Origin of the sequence: Methanobacterium sp. (genome assembly GCA_012838205.1) — an archaeon.
Lineage (GTDB): Archaea > Methanobacteriota > Methanobacteria > Methanobacteriales > Methanobacteriaceae > Methanobacterium.
The window spans coordinates 1-25,854 of sequence record DUPR01000034.1 but is presented as its reverse complement, the minus strand read 5'-3'; the positions used below and the strand labels follow the sequence as shown (position 1 = coordinate 25,854).

The 25,854-nt window shown below is 37.9% G+C and carries 29 protein-coding genes; 23 read left to right on the top strand and 6 right to left on the bottom strand.

From position 1 onward, the window contains the following. Both GXZ72_05365 and GXZ72_05360 read right to left on the bottom strand, forming a co-directional pair. On the bottom strand, positions 1–1,299 hold the full coding sequence (locus GXZ72_05365; GenBank protein ID HHT18971.1) for a phenylacetate--CoA ligase: 1,299 nt from the start codon (positions 1,297–1,299) through the stop codon (positions 1–3). A 27-nt stretch (positions 1,300–1,326) separates the two neighbouring features. Next, on the bottom strand, positions 1,327–2,181 hold the full coding sequence (locus tag GXZ72_05360; GenBank protein HHT18970.1) for a hypothetical protein: 855 nt from the start codon (positions 2,179–2,181) through the stop codon (positions 1,327–1,329). 275 nt (positions 2,182–2,456) lie between these two features. Here GXZ72_05360 and GXZ72_05355 point away from each other — a divergent pair, with 275 nt between their 5' ends. The 7 genes from GXZ72_05355 to GXZ72_05325 all read left to right on the top strand — a co-directional run bounded on the left by GXZ72_05355 (position 2,457) and on the right by GXZ72_05325 (position 8,425). Next, complete coding sequence (locus GXZ72_05355; GenBank protein ID HHT18969.1) at positions 2,457–4,070, top strand: sodium/solute symporter; 1,614 nt, start codon at positions 2,457–2,459, stop codon at positions 4,068–4,070. A gap of 29 nt (positions 4,071–4,099) precedes the next feature. After that, complete coding sequence (locus GXZ72_05350) at positions 4,100–4,930, top strand: MBL fold metallo-hydrolase (GenBank protein ID HHT18968.1); 831 nt, start codon at positions 4,100–4,102, stop codon at positions 4,928–4,930. Between the two features lie 331 nt (positions 4,931–5,261). Further along, positions 5,262–5,471, top strand: coding sequence for a hypothetical protein (locus tag GXZ72_05345; GenBank protein ID HHT18967.1), 210 nt, complete (start codon positions 5,262–5,264; stop codon positions 5,469–5,471). 46 nt (positions 5,472–5,517) lie between these two features. Continuing rightward, on the top strand, positions 5,518–7,119 hold the full coding sequence (locus GXZ72_05340) for a sodium:solute symporter family protein (GenBank protein HHT18966.1): 1,602 nt from the start codon (positions 5,518–5,520) through the stop codon (positions 7,117–7,119). 226 nt (positions 7,120–7,345) lie between these two features. Continuing rightward, positions 7,346–7,597 (top strand): photosystem reaction center subunit H, encoded by a 252-nt coding sequence (locus GXZ72_05335; GenBank protein ID HHT18965.1) that lies wholly within the window; start codon positions 7,346–7,348, stop codon positions 7,595–7,597. A gap of 88 nt (positions 7,598–7,685) precedes the next feature. After that, positions 7,686–7,832, top strand: a complete 147-nt coding sequence (locus GXZ72_05330) for a zinc finger HIT domain-containing protein (GenBank protein ID HHT18964.1) — start codon at positions 7,686–7,688, stop codon at positions 7,830–7,832. Between the two features lie 59 nt (positions 7,833–7,891). Then, positions 7,892–8,425, top strand: a complete 534-nt coding sequence (locus tag GXZ72_05325; GenBank protein ID HHT18963.1) for an orotate phosphoribosyltransferase — start codon at positions 7,892–7,894, stop codon at positions 8,423–8,425. Positions 8,426–8,522: 97 nt separating this feature from the next. On the opposite strand, the gene GXZ72_05320 is transcribed toward GXZ72_05325, so the two are convergent. Continuing rightward, entirely contained in the window at positions 8,523–9,059 is a 537-nt protein-coding gene (locus GXZ72_05320) for a MogA/MoaB family molybdenum cofactor biosynthesis protein (protein ID HHT18962.1), read from the bottom strand. 479 nt (positions 9,060–9,538) lie between these two features. Here GXZ72_05320 and GXZ72_05315 point away from each other — a divergent pair, with 479 nt between their 5' ends. The 11 genes from GXZ72_05315 (at position 9,539) to mtnA (ending at position 19,016) form a co-directional block, all read left to right on the top strand. Then, the gene (locus tag GXZ72_05315) at positions 9,539–10,039 is read left to right on the top strand and encodes a ribonuclease VapC (protein ID HHT18961.1); all 501 of its coding nucleotides are present in this window, start codon (positions 9,539–9,541) and stop codon (positions 10,037–10,039) included. A gap of 169 nt (positions 10,040–10,208) precedes the next feature. Next, positions 10,209–11,315, top strand: coding sequence for a DUF2117 domain-containing protein (locus tag GXZ72_05310; protein ID HHT18960.1), 1,107 nt, complete (start codon positions 10,209–10,211; stop codon positions 11,313–11,315). A 99-nt stretch (positions 11,316–11,414) separates the two neighbouring features. Then, entirely contained in the window at positions 11,415–12,401 is a 987-nt protein-coding gene (locus tag GXZ72_05305; GenBank protein ID HHT18959.1) for a methanogenesis marker 2 protein, read from the top strand. 11 nt (positions 12,402–12,412) lie between these two features. Then, positions 12,413–13,945: a methanogenesis marker 3 protein gene (locus GXZ72_05300; protein HHT18958.1), complete on the top strand. Its 1,533-nt coding sequence runs from the start codon at positions 12,413–12,415 to the stop codon at positions 13,943–13,945. Continuing rightward, positions 13,929–14,351: a methanogenesis marker 6 protein gene (locus GXZ72_05295; GenBank protein HHT18957.1), complete on the top strand. Its 423-nt coding sequence runs from the start codon at positions 13,929–13,931 to the stop codon at positions 14,349–14,351. The genes GXZ72_05300 and GXZ72_05295 overlap by 17 nt, the downstream gene beginning before the upstream one ends. Beyond that, positions 14,348–14,719: a DUF2111 domain-containing protein gene (locus GXZ72_05290; GenBank protein HHT18956.1), complete on the top strand. Its 372-nt coding sequence runs from the start codon at positions 14,348–14,350 to the stop codon at positions 14,717–14,719. The genes GXZ72_05295 and GXZ72_05290 overlap by 4 nt, the downstream gene beginning before the upstream one ends. Beyond that, positions 14,720–15,187, top strand: a complete 468-nt coding sequence (locus GXZ72_05285; GenBank protein ID HHT18955.1) for a methanogenesis marker 5 protein — start codon at positions 14,720–14,722, stop codon at positions 15,185–15,187. 4 nt (positions 15,188–15,191) lie between these two features. Beyond that, on the top strand, positions 15,192–16,478 hold the full coding sequence (locus GXZ72_05280) for a methanogenesis marker 15 protein (GenBank protein ID HHT18954.1): 1,287 nt from the start codon (positions 15,192–15,194) through the stop codon (positions 16,476–16,478). Beyond that, the gene (locus GXZ72_05275; protein HHT18953.1) at positions 16,456–17,031 is read left to right on the top strand and encodes a methanogenesis marker 17 protein; all 576 of its coding nucleotides are present in this window, start codon (positions 16,456–16,458) and stop codon (positions 17,029–17,031) included. The genes GXZ72_05280 and GXZ72_05275 overlap by 23 nt, the downstream gene beginning before the upstream one ends. 78 nt (positions 17,032–17,109) lie before the next feature. After that, on the top strand, positions 17,110–17,961 hold the full coding sequence (locus GXZ72_05270; GenBank protein HHT18952.1) for a radical SAM protein: 852 nt from the start codon (positions 17,110–17,112) through the stop codon (positions 17,959–17,961). Positions 17,962–18,086: 125 nt separating this feature from the next. Then, positions 18,087–19,016, top strand: a complete 930-nt coding sequence (gene mtnA, locus GXZ72_05265) for an S-methyl-5-thioribose-1-phosphate isomerase (GenBank protein HHT18951.1) — start codon at positions 18,087–18,089, stop codon at positions 19,014–19,016. Positions 19,017–19,052: 36 nt separating this feature from the next. On the opposite strand, the gene GXZ72_05260 is transcribed toward mtnA, so the two are convergent. Together GXZ72_05260 and GXZ72_05255 are read right to left on the bottom strand one after the other, a co-directional pair. Then, complete coding sequence (locus tag GXZ72_05260) at positions 19,053–19,517, bottom strand: hypothetical protein (GenBank protein HHT18950.1); 465 nt, start codon at positions 19,515–19,517, stop codon at positions 19,053–19,055. A 15-nt stretch (positions 19,518–19,532) separates the two neighbouring features. Continuing rightward, on the bottom strand, positions 19,533–20,555 hold the full coding sequence (locus GXZ72_05255; GenBank protein ID HHT18949.1) for a class I SAM-dependent methyltransferase family protein: 1,023 nt from the start codon (positions 20,553–20,555) through the stop codon (positions 19,533–19,535). Positions 20,556–20,684: 129 nt separating this feature from the next. Here GXZ72_05255 and GXZ72_05250 point away from each other — a divergent pair, with 129 nt between their 5' ends. The 3 genes from GXZ72_05250 to GXZ72_05240 all read left to right on the top strand — a co-directional run bounded on the left by GXZ72_05250 (position 20,685) and on the right by GXZ72_05240 (position 23,103). Beyond that, positions 20,685–21,473, top strand: coding sequence for a diphthine synthase (locus GXZ72_05250; GenBank protein ID HHT18948.1), 789 nt, complete (start codon positions 20,685–20,687; stop codon positions 21,471–21,473). 80 nt (positions 21,474–21,553) lie between these two features. Then, on the top strand, positions 21,554–22,501 hold the full coding sequence (locus GXZ72_05245; protein HHT18947.1) for a DNA adenine methylase: 948 nt from the start codon (positions 21,554–21,556) through the stop codon (positions 22,499–22,501). 32 nt (positions 22,502–22,533) lie between these two features. Then, on the top strand, positions 22,534–23,103 hold the full coding sequence (locus GXZ72_05240; protein HHT18946.1) for a DUF1847 domain-containing protein: 570 nt from the start codon (positions 22,534–22,536) through the stop codon (positions 23,101–23,103). A 10-nt stretch (positions 23,104–23,113) separates the two neighbouring features. On the opposite strand, the gene GXZ72_05235 is transcribed toward GXZ72_05240, so the two are convergent. Beyond that, positions 23,114–23,329 (bottom strand): hypothetical protein, encoded by a 216-nt coding sequence (locus GXZ72_05235; GenBank protein ID HHT18945.1) that lies wholly within the window; start codon positions 23,327–23,329, stop codon positions 23,114–23,116. 151 nt (positions 23,330–23,480) lie between these two features. Between GXZ72_05235 and GXZ72_05230 the strand changes: the two genes are divergently transcribed. Continuing rightward, entirely contained in the window at positions 23,481–24,422 is a 942-nt protein-coding gene (locus GXZ72_05230) for an ATP-binding cassette domain-containing protein (protein HHT18944.1), read from the top strand. 2 nt (positions 24,423–24,424) lie between these two features. Then, positions 24,425–25,702, top strand: coding sequence for an ABC transporter permease (locus GXZ72_05225; protein ID HHT18943.1), 1,278 nt, complete (start codon positions 24,425–24,427; stop codon positions 25,700–25,702). Positions 25,703–25,854: the final 152 nt, after the last annotated feature.

Sequence of the window (25,854 nt, the reverse complement as noted above, 5' to 3'; positions counted from 1 at the left end):
TCATAATTCTCGTTTATCAATAACTCTAACTGCTTTACCTTCACTACGTGGCAGTGTTTTTGGTTCCACCAAGGTAACATTCACTCTTAAGCCAATTTCATCATGAATAAAGTGTTCTATTTTATTTTTAATACCAACTAACTCTTTAACTTCGTCAGAGAAGAGTTTTGGTGATGTTTCCACTTGAACTTCTAATTCATCCAAGTGTTGGGGTCTGGTGGCAATGATCTGGTAATGAGGTTCAATACCATCCATCTTAAGAAGTGCTTTTTCTATTTGGGAGGGGAAAACCGCAACTCCACGAATCTTAAGCATGTCATCGGTCCTTCCAGTTATGCGTTCCATTTTAATAAGAGTCCTGCCACAGGGACACGTTCCCCTTCTTAAGTTAGTTATGTCCTTGGTTCTAAAACGAATAATTGGCATACCATGACGGGTTAAAGTGGTCAAAACAAGCTCACCTTTTTCTCCGTCTTTGAGAACTTCCATAGTTTCAGAATCAATAATCTCAGGATAAAAATGATCCTCCATAACATGCAAACCATCCTGTTCAGGACATTCTAAAGCAATCCCGGGGCCCATTATTTCAGTTAGACCGTAAATATTATATGCTGGGGAATCAAACCGCTTTTGGAGTTTTTGTCGCATTTCTTCAGTCCACATTTCAGCTCCAAAACCAATGGAGTTAAGATTTAGATCACTACTTTCTACACCTTCTTCTTCAGCTACTTCAGCTAAGTAAAGTCCGTAGGAGGGTGTGACTATTAAAATAGTTGTTCCAAAATCTTTCATTATTTCGATTTGCCTACGAGTCTGTCCAGTTGAAATAGGGATCACTGTAGCGCCTATATGTTGAGCACCATAATGTACACCGAAACCTCCAGTGAAAAGACCGTAACCATGAGTGTTCTGGATGATATCATCTTCTGTAACTCCAAACATGGTCAAACCCCGGGCCATGACTTCACTCCAGATTTTGATATCTTCTTTTGTATATCCTGATACCGTAGGTTTGCCAGTGGTTCCAGAAGAGGTGTGAACTTCCACTATCTCCCTACGGGGAACTGCAAACATTCCAAAGGGATAGGCAGCACGAAGGTCATCTTTAGTGGTTAAAGGTAGTTTTTGAATATCATCCAAGGTTTTAATATCTTCTGGTCTGATACCAGCTTCATTAAAACGTTTTTTGTAATAGGGCACAGTTTCATAGGCCCTTTTAACTACGTCTTGTAATCGTTTCAGTTGTAGTTTTTTTAATTCATCATGGGCCATGCATTCAATCTCTTCATTCCAGATCATATTGAATCTCCTTGCAATCAATTTGCCTCATACCAAATAAGGATTCTCAGTCACTTTAAAACTTTTAATAACTTTATCCATCTCAGCGCTATACTCCACGAGAGGGTCGTCAAAGATGAAAATTATGAAATAAAGTATATTATTTTTTTGTAAAGCAATTCCCCTGGTGGCATAGACTTTATCACTTGGTTTGTAATTGGCCATAAACTCATAAGCAGTTTGATTGTCCACAGTGATACTACCTTCATAGTAGATCATACCGTTTTTCAAAATATTTGATCTCCAAGCAGCAACTCGATGTGTGAAATTATGAGTTCCCAATTCTTCCCTAAAGATAGACACGCTGTTATTTTCATCTTTTGAAACAGTAACTAAAAGACGGGATCTACTTTTAGTGTCATCACCTTTGCCAGTAATATTCCAACCTTCAGGATAATCTAATGATATCATTCCATCAGAAAAATGATTTTTCTGTAATTTTACTGGGCTATTTGTGTTGTGTGTTTGGTTTTGACTAGTTAAATCATCAACAGGCCACATTAGAACAGTAACAACCACAATAATTAGAACAATAAGGCTAATAATCATTATTATTGGGGTTTCTCTGAAAATTTGGCTAGGATTTGTTTTTAGGATTTCAGATCTCGACTTTTTAGTTTCCTTTTTTGCTTTTTGAAGTTTTGCAGGTCCATCCTTTTTCTCTTTGCTTGTTGATTTAAGGGAAGCAAATTTGCTGGTAATGTCAGCTCCTTTCTTTTTCAGATCAAGAGAGTCTAACTTTTTCCGAATATTGTTTTTCGGTTTTGAAAATTTCCGGCTAATTTTTCTTTTCTGGTCACCGGTTACGGGTTTTCCGAGTTTAGGTGGACGATCTTCACTCAAAATTTCACTACCAATTTGAAGTATTTCATTTACTCATTTATTCTAAAGGTAATTTAACCCTATCTAAAACTCTCACAGACTAAAGGATATGAAGAGGTTTGATCCCATACATTATTTAAATCTGATAGGCAAGCAATACTGGATCAAGCAATTGGGTGATACTTCTTTTAAGTCGAATAATAACAGAATGTAAATAGATATATATACTCTTCTTACATTCATTAATCATTGGATGTCATGATAAAATTTATTGGAACTGAATTGGTTGTGATTATGTGGATTTAGTTATACTGAGTGTTGTTGTTTTGGTATTTCTCTTGATAAATGGTTTTGTGGGTTATGTGGCATGGCGAAGAACACAGAGTGCTGATGATTATATGGTGGCAGGGAGACAAACACACCCTTTTATCATGGCCTTAAGTTATGGGGCTACTTTTATTAGCACTGCAGCCATTGTTGGTTTTGGAGGGGTGGCTGCAAATTATGGAATGGGAATCTTGTGGCTGGTCTTTTTAAACATTCTTATAGGAATCTTCATAGCTTTTGTGTTTTTTGGAAAACGTACTCGTAAAATGGGCCATAACATGGGGGCCCTTACCTTTCCCGAATTTTTATCCAAACGCTTTGATAGTAAATTCATCCAATATTTCTCAGGTGCCGTTATTTTTATTGGAATGCCACTTTACGCTTCGGTTGTGTTGGTAGGAATGGCACGGTTTGTGGAAACTACCCTTCATATTCATTATTATGTTGCTTTGATTGTAATGGCGATTTTTGTAGCTGCTTATGTAATATTTGGTGGTATCCGGGGAGTAATGTATACTGATGCCTTGCAAGGTAGTATAATGTTTTTTGGAATGATAATCCTTCTGGCAACAAGTTATTGGATGCTGGGCGGTGTGGTTGATGCTAACCAAGCTCTCACCAACTTGGTGAATGTTGTACCTGCCAGCGCCACTGCAGAGGCTACAGCTACTGGATTCACAGGATGGACGTCGATGCCTTCATTGGGAAGTCCTTTTTGGTGGACACTGGTCTCTAGTCTAATTTTGGGAGTTGGTATTGGGGTAATATCCCAACCCCAACTGGTGGTGCGATTCATGACTGTCAAATCAAATCGGGAATTGAACCGAGCAGTTTTGATTGGTGGATTATTCATTTTTGTAATCACTTTCGGAGCTTACGTGGTTGGTGCGCTTTCCAATGTCTACTTTATTCAAACCACCGGTCAGACTGCAGTTCAAGCTGCAGGAGGTAACTTGGACAAGGTCATTCCATTATTTATCACTGCAGCAATGCCTTTATGGTTTACATATCTTTTCATGGTTGCTCTTTTATCTGCTGCAATGTCCACTCTGTCAGCACAGTTCCATGTGCAGGGCACTGCCTTTGGACGGGATATATACGAAACTTTAGTTCAAAAAACTGGAGGATCCTCAGTGATGGTGGCCAGGATAGGGATCCTGATTGCTGTATTGATTGCAGTGTTTTTAGGATTTGTGTTGCCTTCCAGCATTGTTGCCTTGGGAACTTCTCTCTGGTTTGGTATAACTGCTGCAGCCTTCCTGGGAATATATGTAGCTGCAATTTACTGGAAACGGGCCACAAAGGAGGGAGCAATCGCAGGCTTAGTATCTGGGGCTATGGTTAGTTTATTATGGTTATTGTTCGGATTTAAAAAAACAGCCGGACCATTAGGCATTTCTCAAGCTTTAACCGGACAATCAACAATTATCACATCAGCGCCATGGCCCACAGTTGATCCCATGGTCATAGCACTACCAATAGCAATCATTGCCACAATCTTGGTCAGTTTTCTAACCAAACCTCCTGAAAAAGAGTTTTTGTCTAAGTGTTTTCAGGGAATAGACTCCTCTAAAGGTAAATAATCAAAAAACATAATTAGTATTGGTTTTTGATGAAACTCCGAGATTATCATTTTCAAAAGAACATGGCACATAATTGGATGGAGGTTTTCCAGAATCCACATCCGGTCCAAATTCAAAGTTTCAAGACTGGAACTGTTGTCATTAACAGCCGGGGCACTCTAAATCCAGAACATCCCCAAGCAAAAAATGTCCTGGATGAGGAATTGGAAGTTCCCATTCTAGCCCATTGGGTGCATCATGAAGATAAGGGTGATTTTCTCATAGACACAGGACTCGATGCTTCTTACACCCAAGATCCCAGAGGCCGAATGGAAGGGACAGCTGTGGATGAATTCCGACAGAATAAAGGCGAAAATATATCTAATTTCCTTCAAAAAAATCATATAAATCTGAAAATGGTGTTTTTGAGCCATTTACACGCTGATCACGCTGCTGGTGTGAGGGAACTTCCCAAACACATACCTTACGTAATTCCAAAAGGTGAATATTCTGAATATCATCCAGAGATTCATGGCAATTTTCTGGAGGGTCTGGAAGAACTATATGAGATTGACTTTCTTAAAGCAAATCGAATGCCTCCATTGGGTCTCAGCGCAGATCTGTTGGGGGATGGATCATTATGGGCCATCCACACGCCAGGACACACCCCATGGCATGTTTCTTTTATTGTAAATTGTTTGGAAGGCCCTATTTTACTAACTATTGACGCAGTCTTTGTCAATGAAAACCTGAAACTTGGTGTTGCACCCAGTGATTACACATGGGATGTGAAAAAGGCCCAGGAAACATTGGATAAAATAATTGAATTTTTGAGGATGCACAAGCAAGTTAGGGTGGGCGCGGGTCATGAAGCTTTATAATAATGTGAAAGCTATTTTCGTGGATAATTTTGATTTTTAATAAGTATTTATTATTTTGGGATGTTAAGAAAGATTTGAAAGGTATCATTGAATTTTCAGTAATAGATTGAATATTTTCCAATAATACATTGTTTTTGTTTTTTTGGCATAGCTAGATATTAGTTTGGGGATGGGATTATTTCTAAGTTAATTGTTTCTATTGAGCTTCGCGAATCATTCTCAAGTTTACTGTAAAAGGATAAAATCGATAAAAAAATATAAAAAGTAGTTTTTCATTAATAATAATGATAAATAATATTTGGTGAAAATAGGGGCAAAAGGAGGTGAGAAATTGGTTCTAGGAATTGATGATCCCTGGATATGGGGTGCGTATGTTGGTTGTATTCTGGTAACTCTTTTGTGTGTTGTTTATGGTATCCTCAACTGGAATAAAGGCGGCGAAGATGAGGAAGAACAAGTAAAAGAAGAATTGGAATGGCATAAAAAAGAAAAAGATATGGAAGAAAAAGAATTAGGTCTTTGGGATGAACACGATGCATAAGAATCTTGTTTAAATCCCTCAAAAAATTGTTTAGGTTGTGGATTTTATGAATGATTTATTTATACTCAGTATTGTAGTTGTTATTTATTTAGCATTAACAGGCTACGTAGGTTATGTAGCTTGGAGGCGAACTAAAACTGCCGATGATTATATGGTGGCAGGAAGGGAAACCCACCCATTTATTATGGCTTTAAGTTATGGTGCAACTTTCATCAGCACTGCAGCAATTGTAGGTTTTGGTGGTACTGCAGGAATATATGGGATGGGCCTTTTATGGTTAACATTTTTGAACATATTGGTGGGTATTTTTATAGCATTTGTATTTTTTGGAAAACGTACCCGGAAAATGGGACACAACTTAGGAGCCCTCACATTTCCTGAGTTTCTATCCAAACGTTTTGATAGTAGGTTCATACAGTATTTCAGTGGAATAGTCATTTTTTTAGGAATGACATTATATGCATCAGTGGTTCTAATTGGTATGGCACGATTTGCCGAAACAACCCTTAGTATTAATTATAATATTGCATTAATAGCATTGGCAGTCATTGTTGCATTGTACGTTATCTTCGGTGGAATAAGAGGGGTGATGTACACTGATGCCTTGCAAGGTAGCATAATGTTTGTGGGAATGTTTATCCTTTTGCTTGCCACTTACTGGATACTAGGAGGTGTAGGTGAAGCTAACCAGGCCCTTACCAATCTAGTAAATTCAGTTCCAGCCGAAGCAACCGCAAAAGCTGCTGCCACTGGATTCACCGGATGGACATCCATGCCTTCACTAGGAAGCCCATTTTGGTGGACGTTGGTCAGTACACTGGTCTTAGGGGTGGGAATAGGAGTTTTATCCCAACCACAACTAGCAGTTCGATTTATGACTGTAAAGTCAAACAGGGAACTGAACCGCGCGGTATTGGTGGGTGGAGTATTCATTCTTCTCATGACTGGAACTGCGTTCATAGTAGGGGCTTTATCCAATGTATACTTCTTTGACACACTTGGAAAACTTTCCATGCAAGTTGTAGGAGGTAATGCTGATAAAATAATCCCTGCCTTTATCACCGCGGCAATGCCTCTGTGGTTTGCCTATCTGTTCATGATAACCTTGCTATCAGCGGCAATGTCAACTCTTAGTGCCCAGATACATACCCAGGGCACTGCCCTTGGAAGGGATATATACGAAACATTAACTAAAAAAACTGGTGGAGCATCAGTATATATTGCTAGACTCGGGATTGCCATCGCCATGATCACCGCAGTTATTATGGGTTTCATTCTACCACCAAACATCATAGCTGTGGGCACATCAATGTGGTTCTCCATAACTGCAGCAGCCTTCCTTTCCATGTATGCATTTGCCCTTTTCTGGAAAGGTTGTACCAAAGCTGGTGCTATATCTGGACTGGTGATTGGAACTCTGATGAGCCTTTTCTGGCTGGTATTCGAATATGCAAAGTCAGCAGAAGCTTTAGGTATTGTTAAAGCACTTACTGGAAATGCAATGTTAATCTCTTCTGCACCATGGCCAACTGTTGACCCTATTGTCATTTCACTACCTGTTGCTTTTGTAGTAACAGTTGTAGTGAGTTTGTTGACAAAAAAACCCAGCAAAGAACATTTAGAAACATGTTTCCAGGGAGTAGGCTAACAAGATCCTTTTTTAATCCCCTTATTTTTTTTTATTGCCCTAGTTTTTCTTGAAAAATGACTATCTATTACATCTTTTTTGGACACAGAATCTGTTTATAGGCTAGAATATCTCATTTTCTTAAAACTATAAGTACAACTTGAAACTTAAATTAAGTATGTTAAAACTTTATCTGTTGTTTAAATTTGTGATTTAACTGGTAGTAAATGGTAAATGAGGTGATATTGTGAGGATAGTGGAACAAATAGTAGGTAAAGAGGTTTTAGATAGTTCGGCTGTGATTATTGGAAAAGTTAAAGATGTAGAAATAAACATGGATACCAACGATATTCAAGCATTTGTAGTGGGCAAAGGTGGCATATCAGAGGGATTAGGTTTGTCTAAAGGCGAAACTATCGTTCCTTATGATATGGTGAGTAAAATAGGCGATAAAATACTTCTGAAAAGTCGGGATGAGAATGTTAGCTATGATTTTTAAATAATTCCACTTTTTTTTTTATAGATGATTTAAAAATTTTATTAGCCTATTAGGTGCTTGGATTGTTTAATCAAGTAATGGTGTAATGATGGAAGTACGAGGCTTGTGCAGCATCTGTGGCAGCATAGCTAAGATGTATACTTGTTCTTTATGTGGAAGTCTGGTTTGCAGTCGATGTTTCCAACCAAAACATGGAATTTGTAAAAGATGCCAAAAAGGCCTGAAAGCACCTTAAATCAAGTAAGGCGAATTTTTTTTAGTAAAGTAAATAATTCTGTTTGAGAGAGTGAACTAATGAGGATCCAAAAAGAAAAAGAACTTCTTATTAATCTTTTAAAGACCAATCAAGTAATAAAATTTGGTAAATTCACCCTTTCCTCTGGTAGGGAGAGTGATTACTATGTTGATATGAAAAAAGCCATTACAGATCCTCAAATTCTTTCTCTGGTGGCCAAAATCATCACCCACATGATCCAGGATCATCAAATTGATAAAATCGCCGGACCCGCTCTGGGCGCGGTTCCTATTGCCACTGCGGTGGCTTTGCACTCAGATATACCCATGCTGATGATTCGCAAGGCTCAGAAGGATTATGGTACGTCCAAACTTATTGAAGGAGATCTAAAAGTAGGGGATAAGGTTATTGTTGTTGAAGATGTCACCACCACTGGAAAATCACTTTTAAAAGCCGTAAAAGCAGTTACCGATAATGGAGGGCAAATTGAAAGGGCTTTTGTTGTGGTTGACCGGGAGGAAGGTGCAGTTGAGGAGTTAAGAAAGGAAGGTTTGCAACTGGAACCTCTTGTATCAATCACTGATTTTAAATAGCATTCTAATTGAAAAATAGCCTTTTTTTACAATTTTTCCATACTCCCTTTTAAGGCGAATATAATAGGGACAACTATGATTTAGTGATGATTTTCCATCAACTTTGCAAGTGTTTTACTAAGTGTCCTAGTTCTGGTTTTATTATTCTCATACCCAGTTCTACTGCATTGGGAGAACCAGGTAATGCCACCAGTAGAGTTTCTTTCCAGACTCCTGCAGTTGCCCTTGATAATATTGCACCAGTTCCCAGTTCTTTATATGATTCGTAACGGAATATCTCTCCAAAACCTTTCAATTCTTTGGTGAAAAGGGGAGTTATGGTTTCGATAGTGATGTCACGTTTTCCAATCCCTGTGCCTCCAGTGCTAATAATGATTTGGGCTCCTTTATCATTCATTTTTTCCAAATTTATTAAAAGAAGTTCTGCATCGTCAGGTATAACTTTGTAAGACACTATTTCATGTTCTCTTTTTAATGATTCCAAAATTATTTTACCGGACAGGTCCTCATTAGGGGGAATATCCTTGTTTATTGAATAATTTTGATTGGATATTGAGTCACTTAGAGTTATTATTCCCACTTTAACTTTCATTGGGCTGTGTTTTTTGTGTTCTTTCATACTTTTACTTTCCATTTTTTCCCCTCAATTAGTAGATCGCAGGTGTTGATAATACAGATATTAAATACATATTATTTTCAGATCAAAAAATTATAGCAGTTCTCATTTTTAAGTTATTTTCACAAATAATATATACTATCTAATTTCCATATGTAAAAACTTCTATAAAGAATAAAAAGGAAAATATCTTATGTTATTTTATTTTAGAGTGAAGGAAGGGCATTAGGTCCAAATCGGAGGCGGTTTTTCGTAGGCGAAAAATTGTGAAAGGAGTCTAATGTCACCCTCCCTCAACAAATAATTTATAGTTTTTTTAACATAAAAACATTTCCCCCTACCACCAGATGCACATCAAAAACTTAAATGATTAGTCAAATATTATAAATAAGTTTCTATAATTGACATAATATCCTCAAATGAGATAATTAAATAAATTATATCTAAATAAGCCCTTAAAGATAGTTTAATAGATTATAATATATTTGGGTGGGGTTATGAAGGAAAAAATTTATGTTCTGGATGCTTCAGGAATAATTGGCGGATTTATATCTAAAAATAACCTTAATATAACTACAAGTGCAGTTATTTCTGAAATAAAAGATATAAAGTCAAAAATTGCCGTTGAATCTGCTTTAATGGAAGGAACCATTATCTTAGAAGAACCAGATTTTGATTCAATAAAGCAAGTCCAAATGGCAATTGAAAATTCTGGTGATATTTTACGATTATCTGAAGTTGATAAACAGTTGGTAGCCTTAGCAGTAACTCTTCGGAAAAAATTCTATCCAGTGGTGGTAACTGATGATTATTCTATCCAAAACATCTTAAAAGTTCTAAACATAGCCTTTAAAAGTGTTTTAACCCCCGGCATAACTGAAGTCTATGGATGGGTCAAGATCTGTCGTGGTTGCAGAAAAAAATATCCACCAGATTATGATTATGAAGAATGTGAAATCTGCGGATCCGCAGTTTACATGAAACCCATAAAAAAATAACTTTTTTTCATCCAAAACCACTATTTATTCTAGTTTTATAGGATTAAAAAGTATTCCATATTTATTTTTAAAAAAATATGGTTGTAAAAATTATTCCGATTCAGATATTATCTAACTGTTCGGAGGTAATTATAAAAACTTGTTGGGGCTAAGGTGAATTATGGATATTTTGAAGATTGGAGTAGTAGTACACGGACCAGAAATAGTTGATTCTGGTTACGCCCAGAAATTTATAGAATTTTTAGAAGAGTATGGGGATGTTAAAGCTAGATTGGGCGGTACTATGGGTAGAACTGCTGTTATTGATGCTCACTTGGAAGATAGGATTGATATTAGTAAAAAACTTTTTCCCAGCCAGTCTGTTGACATCTTTAATCAGGAAAAATATGATGTCATCTTTCTCATTAACTATGGTAAATCCAGTGTAACTGGTCATGCCTTCGGATACAAAGTTTACAATAACTGCCAAGACCAACCTCCGCTCATTCAAATGGAAAGGCCTGGAGAAGCAGATGGAAGTGTCGTGGCTTGGAGGAATGACCTTGAAGAACTAGCCAAGGATATTTCAATTAAGATGGGCTTGGTGATGGTGTCTCCCGACGAGATCAAGGAAGCTCTATTTCACGAAGAACCCTGCCAAGATGTTTCAGGCACTGTATGCAGGAAAATTGCGGGAGTATCTCCTGATGAAAACATCTTTGTAAATGGCATAGTAATTGGAAAATCGAATTCTTCAAAAGTTTCAATTATAGCTAAAAACGGCATAATCACTGAATTAGTTGGTGGTAACCTCAAACAACACGGTGTTGAGAAACTGGGAGTAATTAATCTGGAAAAAGCAATTATTAAAACAGGATTGTTGCGTAAATCACAAGTAAAACCTAGAATAATACGATCAAACAAATCTAAACATAAATTTACAGTAGCATTCGTTAACCATGCCGCCGAAGATATTTACAAGTTTAAAAATGTTGACTTGGTAGTTACTGTGGGTGATGATACTACCTTGGTGGCTGCTGATATTCTTTATAGGTTCAATATTCCAGTAATTGGCATTACTGATGGAGATATTGACAAAGTTGTTGAAGAAGGGTTTAAAACTAAAGGCTCATTAATAATTGAAGTTAACGCTGGACGTGATGATATAGTGGGTCGTGAAGTCTTTTTAAAACTTTTTAACAATCAAGAGACCATAGAAATAGAAAATTTAGAAAATTTTAAAAGCAAATTGTTACAGATAATTAACGAGGTAAACCGCAACTACAAGCTAAAGTGAAAATTCAGTATAGGTTTGCCAATGACACTATTAAGCTTTCAATCATAAATTTTTACTTGCAATACCTTTGACAGAAAAAAATCAGATAGAGGTGCGCACTTGGATTTAAAATCATTAATTGATTCAGTTAGGAATTTTGAAGGAATAACCCGAAAAAATTTGATTAAAGATATAACTATTCGGCTAGAAGAGACTTATAATATATCTGGAAAGACTCTTTTAGGGTTTGGAGATGATGCATCTGCCTTAGAGATTGGTAACAGCCAGGTGATACTCATGGCTACCGATGGAATGTGGGGAAAATTAATGGATGCTGACCCCTGGTGGGCTGGATACTGCTCAGTTCTGGTTAATGTAAACGATATTGCCGCTATGGGTGGAATACCACTGGGAATGACTAATGTTTTATCAGTGAAAGATAAAGATATCTGCAGTAAGATTATGGATGGTATTAATGAAGGTGTCAAAAAATTCGGCGTGCCAATGGTAGGAGGGCATGTTCATCCTGATGCACCTTACAACTCCCTTGATGTCTCAATAACCGGCATTATGAATCGCGAAGACATTATTACCAGTTGCAAAGCAAAACCTGGCCATAAAGTGCTGGTGGCTATTGACTTGGATGGAAGGATCCATCCCCAGTTCCACTTGAATTGGGATACCACCACCATGAAAAGTCCAGAACTGGTTCAAGCACAGATTAAAGCCATGAATGAACTGGCAAGTAAACACTTGGTAAGTGCAGGCAAGGATATTAGTAACCCTGGCACACTTGGAACTTTAGGAATGTTATTGGAAGCATCCAATGTGGGAGCTACAATCCAATTGGAGTTGATCCCAAGAAAATATGATATTAGTTGGGAAGATTGGCTTTTACTATACCCTGGTGCTGGTTTCATACTTACAGCAGAGGAAACTAAAGTTGAGGAAATAACCGAAATACTGGAAAAAGTTAACATAACCACCAATGTGGTCGGTGAAATCACATCTGATAAAAAACTTTATTTAAGCTCTGAAAATGACAAACAACTTGTTTTTGATTTTAATTCTGATAAAATCATGGGAATACAGGAGGAAAAACCCTAGGAGGGTATTGGATGCGGGTAAAGGTCAATGGAGAAGAAATAGATCTTGCTGAAGGTTCAACTATACAAGACGCAATAGACGCTGTGGAAGCACCCTACATACCAGGATGTGTGCTGGGTTTGGTTAAGGGTACTAAAGAAGTTGAACGTCATGTGAACAAATTTAAACTTAAAACTACTCAAGGAAGCATCATCATTGAAATATTAAGTGATGCCCCAGAAGTTTTGGTTGAAACATGGAAAGACCAATATAAACAGTTTTCTAAAATGGGTGTCAGATGGACCACATCCCAGGAAGTGGCTATTGGTCCTTTAAAAACAGAACTGATTCCTAGCATGGAAAAATTTCATTATAATCGTTGGGATGTTCTTTTCAGCCTTTCAGGATTCACTGCTGATGCCACTCACTTGGTGTTTTCCAAAGGAGACCATGAAGCCACATATGGAGCTCCTAGTGACAACCGGGGAGTTTTTGCTAGAGTAATTGGTGGTAAAAGAACTATTATGAAACTTACAGATGATGATGAAGTTTTAAAGGTAAAACCAGTCATGGAACGGGAAAGCATTATAAAAAGTGCTGCTATCACTAATTTGGAAACACTCTTAGAGGAAGGAAACCAAGTTTTTACTTATGTACTAGTTAAACCAAATTCCAAGTCCCCTCAATCTGTGGAACATTTCTATGCTTTACAAGAATCTGGAAAAATCCGTGTTGATTACGATTCAAACACATTTGTAGGTTTTTATGCATTACAAGGCTTGGAAAAAGGATCTGAACATATAGATCAGCGTAAAAGAGGAGCTATTACTCTTAGAAATAGGGGGAAAGGGGTTGGGCGTGTTTATATTTATCGTGAGGATCGTGTTTCAACACCGTCCCATAGTGTACTGGGGAAAGTAGAAAAAGGAATGCAATTATTGGATATGGTTAGTTACAGCGATGAAATAACCGTCCAAACATTTCCTGAGAGAATAATGACCTTATCCATGACTCAAAAAGATGCAGAAGAATTTTTAACTGAAAAAGGAGTCAAACAAATCCGTGAAGGGCTTCAAGATGATCAGGCAGTGGTGGTCCGGCAGGAACCTCACTACACCATGGATATTATTGCCCAAGGCCAAGTGAAAACCTATGGCATCCCAGAGGAAGACATTGTCCATGTAAAGTTAGACCAGAATGCACCTCGTTCAACATGGTACTTCCAGAAGATCACTGGACTTCTGGATTCACCAGTAGGGTCCCTGAATGTCCATTTCGCATTCCCTGGAATGAAATTACTAATGTTTAAATCTGTTCCCAAAGAGTCTAAAGGACTAATACCTGAAAATACACCGAAAGACGTGGTAGAATCGGGACAAATTGGTATTACTAACATGTCCCGTCGCCATATTGGGATGGTAGGGGTTCGTTTTGAAAATAACAATGAATTCGGTCCTACTGGAGAACCATTCCAGGGAACGAATATAATTGGAAAGGTGGTCCGAGGAATGGAAAATCTGGAGAAATATAAAGAGGGGGATACAATCTATGTCACCAGAAAATGATAAAGTAACCCGTATGATCATATTAGGGCCCAAAGCTCAACTGAGTCAAAGTGAATTGTTGGGAAAACTGCACATGTTAGAACTTCCATTAACCATCAAATCCACTTGTTATGGGGCAGTGATTCACGGAGATAATAAGACAGTGCAAGATGCAATAACCAAAATAAGGGATTTGGATCCATCAAATATCTTCACCAAAGATCGTGGATTCCCTCCAGGTGATCCTAGAAGGTGCCGTGCCAAAAGAGGGGCAGCAAGGGAAGGATTCCATCAACTAGAAAAGGAATATGAGCTATTGGAATATGTATGTGATGCCCTGGAAAATCCAAAGAAAGTAAGTTTAGAGGATTCTAAAAAAATTTCACCTGATGAATTTCGAAAAATTGTCAAGGAGTGTGAAAAATGAATATCAATGGATCATCAACAGGAGAAGAAATAGCACCAATGGCTCTGGCCATCCATAACTTGGTTAACAGGCTTCCTCTTACCATGCGTACTCTAAAAAATCCCGGTGTTCGTATAGAGGAAGGCAAAATCGTTGATTATAAATACACAGGCCCAGTCCTTGAAAAAGTTTTGGAAAACGGTGTGATGATTCAAGAAATCCCTCAAAGTGGGGAATATGAGGGAACACCAGTGATAGTTGTTCCGATTATAGAAGAAGGAACAGTTATAGCATCTATAGGTGTGGTTGATATCACAAAAGGAATTTACAGTGATATAATGGAAATTACCAAAAGACCAGAAGAATTACCTGATTCCAGGGGTGGCTAAATGAAAGTGGCTGTATTCCCACCTAACTCTCTTATACTAGCGGACATGGTTGAAAGAAAGGGACATGAACCTCTAGTTATTCAGAAAGAGATTCGTCAAAAGGTAACTGACCCAGAAATAGACTCCCCTCCATTTAACATAACTGAAGAAGATCCTATCAAAGGGTTAAAATATGCTGCAATTGAGGTTCCATCAGGTATAAGGGGTAGAATGGCTATTTTTGGGCCTATAATTGACGAAGCAGATGCCATCATAATCATGGAGGATGCGCCTTACGGTTTTGGATGTATAGGTTGTGCTCGTACCAATGAACTTACCATGTACTTCTTGCGTAAGAAGGGTGTTCCAATACTGGAACTACACTACCCTGAAACAAGAGAAGAAACCATGGAAATGGTAAACAAAATCAACACTTTCTTAGATAAGCTGACAGAATCCACCAAACCAAACGAGGAACAAGGGGAGTAAGAATATGGTTAAAATAGCTCAGATTTCATGTGGAACTGATTACAGTGGTGTGCAGAAAGAGATTGAAAAAGCAGCATCCACTTTCGGTGCTGAAATTACAATACCTGAAGCAGACCTTGATTACATTGACGAAGCTTATCATAAGTTCGGATTTAACGCCGCCTCAAGCAGTGTACGTCTAATGATAGCCAGAGCAATGTCCCTGGTTGAAGGAAAATCAGATGCAGATGCGGTATTTATTGCATCATGTTTTAGATGTGCCGAGGCAGCACTAGTAAGAAACGAAGTAAGACGATTTATACAACAAAACACTAATTTACCGGTGGTTACTTATTCATTCACCGAACGAACCAAGGCTGACGAACTTTTCATCCGAATGGAAGCATTATCAACCATTGTAGCACGAAAAAGCTTACTTGCAAGAGAAAAACAGGAAGGCCTCACATTAGGGATTGATTCAGGTTCAACCACAACTAAAGTCGCGTTGATGGAAAACGATAAAATCCTTGGAACTGGTTGGGTCCCCACCACTGATGTGATTGCCAGTGCCAATGAAGCAATGGAACAGGCCTTTGAAGGAAGCGAGTATAAACTTGATGATGTTGACGGGATTGGAGTCACTGGTTATGGTAGAATCACAATAGGTAAACATTTTGATGCCGGGCTTATTCAAGAAGAACTTTCTGTAAACTCTAAAGGTGCAGTTTATCTTGCTGGCCACCAGAAAGGAGAAGCAACTGTCCTGGACATTGGTGGTATGGATAACAAGGTCATTACTGTTAACGATGGAATTCCTGACAACTTCACCATGGGTGGAATATGTGCCGGGGCATCTGGAAGATTCTTAGAAATCACCGCCAGGAGATTAGGTGTGGATATAACTGAATTAGGGCCTTTAGCACTTAAAGGAAACTTCCAAAAAGCACTTTTAAACAGTTACTGTATTGTATTTGGAATACAAGACTTAGTTACATCACTGGCTGCAGGGGAAACCAAACAAGATGTAGCTGCAGCTGCTTGTTACTCTGTAGCAGAACAAGTTTATGAACAACAATTGCAGGAAATCGATGTGCGTGAACCACTTATCCAGGTAGGAGGAACCAGTCTTATAGGGGGATTGGTAAAAGCAGTCAGCACGGTCTTGGGTGGAATGGATGTCATTGTACCAGAAAACTCCTCCCATATCGGTGCAGTGGGATCAGCTTTACTGGTTTCAGGCATAGGTGAAAAGAAAGATTTCGGAGCTAAAAAATTATCTGGGGATTCAAATGCAAGTCGAATGCCACGATGAAAGTGGACAAAAAGTCTACGATATGATCTTGAGGCAAATACTCCAAGACATCCAAATTGTTAGAGCTGTAAAAGATGTCCGGATTTTTATTGATCCCAGAAAGCCAGTATTCATAATAGCACTTCAGTATCAGAAAACCTCCCCACCAATAGTTTTAGAGGACTTCACAGAATACGAATATGACCCTGAAGCAAATGAAACTTTTATACGAATCAAAGACGAGAAATACTTGCCTGAACTTCTTAAAAAACTCTGGGAAATAGAGGGGAGAAATAAAATTCATCAACCAAGCCGTTTTGAGGTAATAATCGATGACCCGCAAGTAAAACTTGAAGGATTGGTGGTGCACGATCCAGAAGAAGATCTTAAAAAGAAGATCTACGATGCTATCTTCCGTATAATACCCGAGGGATTTCGGGTTGTGGAACACTATTCTGAGGATAATTTAATAGTCTTAACTTGTTCCGATGAATATATTAAGGAAGAGTACTTGGAAAAAACCCAAGAAATAATAAAAGAAATGAAAGAAAATAAAAAAAACAATTACTACTGAATATGTAAAAAAAAAAATTTAATTCAATCTTTAAAAAAGGAATTTTTAAATTTCTATGAAATCAGGGAGGAAATTTTAATGAACGAATCTAAATTCGCCCATATAACAAAAGCACACCCTTGTTTTAATGAGAAAATGCATGATAAGGTGGGAAGGGTTCACCTACCAATAGCACCTCGATGTAACATACAGTGCAACTTTTGCACCAGGGAAATAAACAAATGTGAACAACGCCCAGGAGTATCTTCCAGAGTCATGACCGTTGCAGAGGCAGTCACCCACGTAGCCAAGGTAATTAAGGAAATGCCCATCAGTGTGGTGGGAGTAGCAGGACCCGGAGATGCGCTTGCCAATCCTGAAACACTAGAATTTTTCCGAATAATTGACAAAAAATTCCCCGACCTCATCAAATGTATGAGTACTAACGGACTCCTACTGGCTGACATGGCTGAAGAAGTAGCCGAAGCTAACGTGAGCACTATAACCGTAACTGTGAATGCAATTGACCCAGAAATTGGTAAAAAGATATATTCTAGAGCAATATATGATGGGAAAGTCTACGAAGGAGAAGAAGCCTTTAAAATAATCTCCCAGAAACAGCTAGAAGGAATCGAAAAAGTAGCCAAACTGGGAGTGGTGGTAAAAGTAAACAGTGTCCTGGTCCCAGGTCTCAACGATGACCACATATCGGACATTGCCAAGGAAGTTAAAAAACGTGGTGCTAGTTTAATGAACATCATACCACTAATACCTTTATATAAAATGAAGGATTATCCAAGACCTGGATGTGAAGATCTTTCCAATGTAAGGGATAAAGTCGAGGAAACCATACCAGTCTTCCGTGCATGCACCCAGTGTCGGGCAGATGCCTACGGAGTTCCTGGAAAAGATGACAAGCACTTGGATATGACACCTGCCAGCCATTATTAATCAACGAAATAATAAAATTGGGATACTATTATTTTATAAAAAATCCCTTAACCATTTCTTTTTACTATTTATTCCCCCCCCAATTATTTGTTATTTCTTAATGATAATCAGGATGTGTATCAATGATAAAAACCATGTACTGGGAAAACAATTTACTCTACCTTTTAGATCAAACAATTTTGCCTTATGAAGAAGAATATTTAGTATGCGGAACTTATCAAGACGTTATAACTGCAATTAAAACCATGGTAGTCCGAGGAGCCCCAGCTATTGGAGTGGCTGCTGCTTTTGGAATGGCACTGGCAAGTCTTGATGGTGAAGACTTAGAAAAAGCTGCAACAGAGATGAAAAACGCCCGTCCCACTGCAGTTAACCTATCCTGGGCAGTAAACAGAGTCATGGCTGCTCACAATCCGGTTGATGAGGCCATTTTAATGTATGAAGAAGATAGGGAAACCAACCGGCGCATAGGAAAACATGGAGCCACTCTAATCCGTGATGGGGACACTATTTTAACTCATTGTAATGCAGGGGCACTGGCTTGTGTTGATTATGGGACCGCCCTTGGGGTTATAAGGGCAGCTAATGAGGAAGGTAAAAACATAAGTGTGGTTTGTGATGAAACCCGCCCTGTACTTCAGGGAGCTCGTTTAAGTGTTTGGGAAATGCAGAAAGAAAACATACCAGTAAAATTGATAGTTGACGGAGCTGCCGGTCGCTTAATGCAGGAAGGACAGATAAACAAGGTGATTATTGGTGCAGACCGTGTGGCTAAAGGTGGAATTGCCAATAAAATAGGTTCTCTAATGGTTTCCCTGGCAGCCAAACATTTCAGTGTACCCTTTTATGTGGCAGCACCCCTAAGTACCTTTGATTATGAAAACAATATTTATGATATAGAAATTGAAGAACGAGACTCTGTTGAAGTATTAAGTTTTGCAGGTTGTCAAGCTGCACCTTTCGGGACTGAAGTGAGGAATCCATCCTTTGACGTGGTACCCAGTGATTTGATCACTGGAATCATAACTGAAGACGGAATAGTGGATCCATTCTGAGAAAATTCATATTATGTCCTTGTTTACTCTATTTAATTAATTTTTTTCAGAGGATAATTTTTTTGAAAGAATCATAAATGGCAAACGAATATCCACTCCCACCAATTTTTGCACTGCTTTAAAGAAATCATCCTTTGATTCTAGTTTTGATGACCAACTTTTTTTGTGAATTCTTTTTTTACCATGTATAATTTTTAATTGCCATACATCGCCCTTTCCGGGTATTTCTTGATTGATAGTTTCATCTGAAGTGTCTTCTGTTTTTTTATAATTGTTTTCCCACTCCCAAATTCCTAATCCATCTAAATCATCCCAAAAACACTTCCATGCCCTATTTTCTGGAATCGATACCAGGGTTAGGTATTCATTTTTTTCTGAAAGATGAGAATCTGCTTCAGAAAAAAAGAATAACCTCCCATCCACTAATTTAAGTGAATTATGCCCTCCTAAATTAAAGGAGTACTCTATTTCTAATATTTCCGGTAAGCTGTCCCTGGTCATATAATCACTCCCTACTTATGATATTCGTGCATCAATTGCCATGTGCCACACTCCAGGACTCCTTGATTTAACTTTTCTCTGGTCTAATATTTCCACTTTCCGTGGTTTGGCTATGGACTTAATCATTTTGATAGGCTGGCTATAATCGCTACTAAACTGGTAGTAATTTATTATTCCACCAGATTCTAAGTATTTAATTGCAAGGGGAAGAAATTTATAAGCAGTCTCTGGCAGGTTCATAATTATTCGGTTGGCTTGGATGTTAAGATCATTCATAACATCTCTCACATCCCCTCTAATGGGATAAACTTCACCTTGAAGTTTGTTATTAGCGATATTTTTCTTAAGATAGCTTATTGCTTGGGGGTTGATGTCAATTGCATATATCTTGACTTTACGTGTTCGGCTAATGTTAATAGCAATTGGCCCTACACCTGTAAACATGTCAATAATTATTTCCCCGTCCTTGATTTGATTGGTGATAGTTCTCCTTTCTGTTGCCAAGCGGGGACTAAAATAGACTTCCTTAACATTAAGCATTATATGGGATTCATATTCTTTGTGAATGGTCACAGGCTGATCTTCTCCTGCAAGATGTTCCAGTTCTCGGGTACGATGAACACCCTTAATTTCACTCTTTTTTCGGTAAACACTTTTTCTCTTAGTGAACTTAAGGGCAGCTTCCCCAATAAGATATTTTTCTTCTTCCAACTCCTCTGGAATCTCTAATATGACAACATCACCAATAATATCAAATGATTTTTTAAATTCATCCATCTTCTCAGGAGGAATTCGATCCTTTAAGAAATCTTCAATACTCTGAGGTCTTTTTTTAAGTTTCTCAAAATCAGTTTCTATCAAATTTGAATTTGAAAGGTTTAATTCACTTAAAAGCATAGCATCTGGCTTTTTTTTTAAGGGGAGGTAAACATAATCATCCACACGTTTAATTTTCCATTCATGGCCTAGAATTGATTTCTCCTGTAGAATAAGACGAATAGTATTGGCCTGTTTTTTAGGGATTTTTAAACCGATCATTGAATTAGTCACCTATTTCTTCTCATCATTATTATCCAATATAGTTTTACTTGCTAACATTTATGTTCACTCTAAAAAATAAATTTTATAAACCCTCCGTCTCATAATTAGTTGTTGAAGGTGAAAGAAATGCTCTGCCTGGTTGGATTGGGACTTTATGATGAAAAAGACATATCAGTTAATGGTCTGGAGGCCATCAAATCTGCTGATGTTGTTTACGCTGAATTTTACACAGCTCGTCTTTTTGGAGGAGATTTAAAATCCCTGGAAAGTCTTACTGGGGTCATGATTAATATATTATCCCGAGAAGAGGTGGAAGAGGAGAATTTGCTCATTAAACAAGCTAAAGAGAAAAAAGTCGTGTTTTTAACAGCAGGGGATCCATTAATGGCGACCACTCATTCAGATATCTTAATAGAGGCTAGAAAAAAAGGAATTAAAACGGTCATCATTCACGCATCTTCTATTCTTTCTGCTGCACCTGGCATTGCCGGACTCCAAGCCTACAAGTTTGGTAAGGTCACTACCATCCCACGTCCTGAGGAAAACTATTTTCCTCAATCTCCCTACGAGGTCGTCTCTGGAAATAAGAAGATGGGGTTGCACACACTAGTTCTTTTAGATATTCAAGCCCACCAAAATTATTACATGACTGCCAATGAAGGTCTGGAATATTTAATCCGGATTGAAAATATAAAGAAAGAAGGATTAATATCTGAAGATGCTCTGGCAGTGGTAATTGCACGTGCCGGTTCAAAAGAACCACTGGTCAGAGCGGATAGTGTTGATAAATTGCTGAAAGAAGATTTTGGAGGGCCACTACATTGTATTATAATTCCAGGCGACTTGCACTTTTTAGAGGCCGAAGGGCTAGTTATTCTGGGGGGAGCTCCTGAATCAATTCTAGAAGCAGATTAGTTAGATGAATCATTGTACTAAGAATATAACTGTAATTGATAAGAACACCAAATATACTTGATTAATCACTTAGGATGAAAATGTCTACTAAAAACTTAACCAAGGATGATTTGAAAGTTTCCAAACCATTCCTTAAATGGGCGGGTGGGAAAAGACAACTACTTTTAGAATTGGAAAATAGATTACCTAACTCCATACTCGAAAATAAAGTTATTGAGAGATATGTAGAACCATTTGTTGGTGGAGGAGCTTTATTCTTTCATTTACAGAATAATTATCAAGTTAAAAAGTCCATTCTTTTAGATGTTAACATGGAACTAATCATGGCTTATCAGACGATTCAGAACGATTTTAAATATTTAATCTCAATATTGAAGGATATGGAGGATGAACACCTAAAAAAATCTGAAAAAGATAGAAAAAAGAATTATTATAGTAAAAGGGATGATTTTAATACACAGATGCATGAGATCGACTACACGCACTACAGTTCTGATTGGGTTGACCGGGCAGCTCATCTAATTTTTTTAAACAAGACTTGTTTCAATGGACTTTTCCGACTCAACAGTAAAGGTGAGTTCAATGTACCTTTTGGCAGATACCAAAATCCCACTATATGTGATGTAGAAAATTTACAGTCTGCACATGATTCCCTTAAAAAAACAGAGCTCTTGTGCACGGATTTCACTCACTCCCACCAATTCATCCAAAAAGGCACCCTGGTTTATCTTGATCCACCATATAGGCCTCTAAACAACACATCCCATTTTACTGGATACTCTCGCAATGGATTCAGTGATCAGGACCAGAAGAAATTAGCAGAATTCTATAAAAAAATGGACAACAAAGGTGCACACCTAATTCTAAGCAACAGTGATCCTAAGAATCATAACTTAAAAGATGATTTCTTTGATAAATTGTATTATGGATATAATATAGAACGAGTTCCTGCTAAACGTAACATTAATTCGAAAACCTCACGTAGAGGAGAAATACAGGAGTTAATCATACGAAATTATTCTAATTGATCCTATTTATCCAAAATAAAGGAGTGAGATAGTTGAATTGTGCTTCCTGCCCTCATAAAGATTGTTACGATGGGAAAGATTGTTTAGATAGCAAAGAAGAAATCACAAAACTTTACACAGAACAAGATATCAACTTATTAAAAACTTCTACATCCATCGAATCCAGATATTACATGGAAAAAACACGTTTAGAGGAGATAATCCTCTTTTCTGAGATGATGAATTATGAAAAGATAGGAATGGCATTCTGTTTGGGGTTAGAAGAAGAATCAAGAATAATACATTCCATATTTAAAAAGCATTTTAAGGTCTATTCTGTGTGTTGTAAAGTATGTGGAATTGATAAATCTGATTTTGACCTTGAAAAAATAGAAAAAAATCGTAAAGAGTCCATGTGTAACCCTATTGGCCAAGCATGGTTTCTGAATAAAAAGAAAACCGATCTAAATATAATCATTGGACTATGCATGGGTCATGATTTGTTATTCACCGAACATTCACATGCACCAGTAACCACCCTGGTGGTAAAAGACCGAATACTGGCTCATAATCCATTAGGGGCAGTATACTCAAAATACTATCGAAACAAACTTTTACTCTAAAACTGAAGCTTCAAGCACCTTTTGAATCAGATTTTTGTGTAAATTCACATTTTTCAACATTTTGCAAGGGAATCAAAACGTTTTTTGTCCCAGTTTCTTTAGAAACGTAAATTATTTCAATTAACCCCCTTTTTTCATGGATTTCAATTGACTTAACACCAAATTCCCCCTTACGAAAGTTGTGCACACTTTCATTGATCATGCTCACTTCAATCCTATCGATCATAACTATCACCAGACTTTACTAGAACTGAACATTTATAAGTAATTAATTAAATCTATTATTGGAAATCTGGGAGAAAAATGATAATATCAATATCCATCCAAAAATTTTACAAAAAATATCATATATCGGATACTCTGGAGGTTATTAAAGGATGAATAATGTCATCATAGAGGTTCAAGACCTTAAAAAGAGTTTTGGAGAATTTTCAGCAGTTGAAAATCTAAATCTTAAGATTAATCGTGGGGAAGTGTTCGGGTTCCTGGGACCCAATGGGGCTGGAAAAACAACATCAATCCAAATGATGGTAGGACTCTTACGCCCTAGCAGTGGTCAAGTATTCATAGATGGCCAGGAAGTTCAAGAAATAGAGAAAGGAACCATTGGAATATGTCCACAGGAATTAGTTTTATGGGATTATCTCACATGTAAGGAAAGTTTAATGCTCATGGGTGACCTGTATGAAGTTCCAAGAGAAAAGCTAAAAAAAAGGGTTGATAAATTATTGAATGACCTCTTCCTAACTGAAAAGGCCAACACTGTTGTTTCTCAACTATCTGGTGGTATGAAACGTCGTTTGAATCTGGCATTAGCATTAATTCACGAGCCAGAGATCGTGGTCTTAGACGAACCCTCCGAAGGACTTGACCCTCAATCTCGCAGAGTTTTATGGAATTATATTCGAAGTCTGCGTGATGATGAAGGAAAGACTGTTATTTTGACCACTCACTTAATGGACGAGGCAGACAGGTTATCTGATCGTGTTGCCATTATTGACCATGGTAAGTTGCTACGGCTGGACTCACCTTCAAATCTTAAGAAAGAAACTGGTGAGGGCGATGTAGTAGAAATGATAATTTCAGACCCTAAAAAAAATCAAGAATTTATAAATTCAGTAAAAAAACTGGAAGGAATTCATAGTGTGGTCCAAGTAAATACACAGATTAACATCAGAGCTCGGGACGCTGTTGGCAAACTCCCCCTTATTATGGACGAATTAAAGCAGTTAGGACTTAGAGTAGTTGATCTTTCTGTGCGGCAAAATACACTAGAAGATGTTTTCATTGATTTAACTGGAACTGGATTGAGGGAGTAAAAATGAAATTTATTAGCATCGCCAAAAAAGATTTCAAAGAATTAATACGTGACCGTAAAGGCTTGGCCATGATTCTCCTGTTTCCCCTATTTTTCATGTTAGTATTTGGATTTGCCTTTGGAGGTATGGGGCAGAGTAACCAACCCCACAACTTGGCAGTTGTAAATTATGATAAAGGAGCCACCATGCCTATTACTGGAGAAACAGTGAACTTTGGCAACAATCTAACAAAGGTACTGGAGGATTCGAAGTATCAAGACAGCGATGTTCATTTATTTGATGTAAACCTGACCACTGAAACTGAAGCCAATAAAAAACTTGAAGCTAAAGATGTTGATGCAGCCTTGATCATACCCGAAAACTTTTCTCAATCAATGGTAGCTTTGATCACCAGTACCGCGCAGCAACCAGTAACACTTGGTCAGAACACCTCAGCACAGTCTTCCAATGCCACTTCAACATTGATTATCAGGGGAGACACGGGATATATAGGATTCGGCACCAGTCAAGGCATTTTAACTGGTGTTTTGGAGCAGTATAAGGATACGTTGGTCATCCAAACACGCAGTGCCATCACTGGATCACCAGGGGTTGAAACAACACAGTACATTCAAAGTAAGGTGGAAGCTATTTCCGGCACTGGATCCTTCACCACATTTGACTTTTTAGCTCCGGGAATGATTGTATTTGCAATTTTACTTCTAACCACCACTGTGGCTTCCGCTTTAACCAGGGAGGTGGAAAAAGGCACCTTGGCCCGGCTTAAACTATCTAACATGACATCTTTCGACTTATTATTCGGAGGATTATTACCATGGTCCCTCATTGCCGCGGTACAAGTTGTCATTCTCTTAATTATCGCAGTTCTAATAGGATTCCATTGGCAGGGTGGGTTAAATACACTCATATTAGCCTTATTTGTTGGAATCATAGGGGGAATAGCTTCCATCTCATTAGGTATGATAATTGCTGCCTTCGCACGTAATGACCATCAGGCAAGCAGTCTGGGAACCCTAATAAGTGTGCCCACCAGCTTCCTTGTAGGCGCATTTTTCCCACTCCCTCAAATAGTGATTGGACATCTATGGGGACAATCATTCCAAATTTATGACATCTTACCATGGACCCATGTTCTCTATGCACTCAGAGCAACCTTAACCTTCGGGGGTGGATGGGATGCCATTGCTTACCATGTGGGATGGGCTGCCCTATTAACTGCTGTGCTCTTTGTTATAGGGGTGGTGTTGTTTTCAAGAAACAGATTAAGGGCTGAAAACTAAATCCTATGCAAAAATGAATAATCAAACAGTGATATCGTAATAAATAATACGTTGGTGGGAGTTATTACAGGAAAATATGGTCATAAACATCATGGAAAATCTTCCCAAGATATATTGGATGCCAATAAGATTTTAATGGCGATAGGATTAGT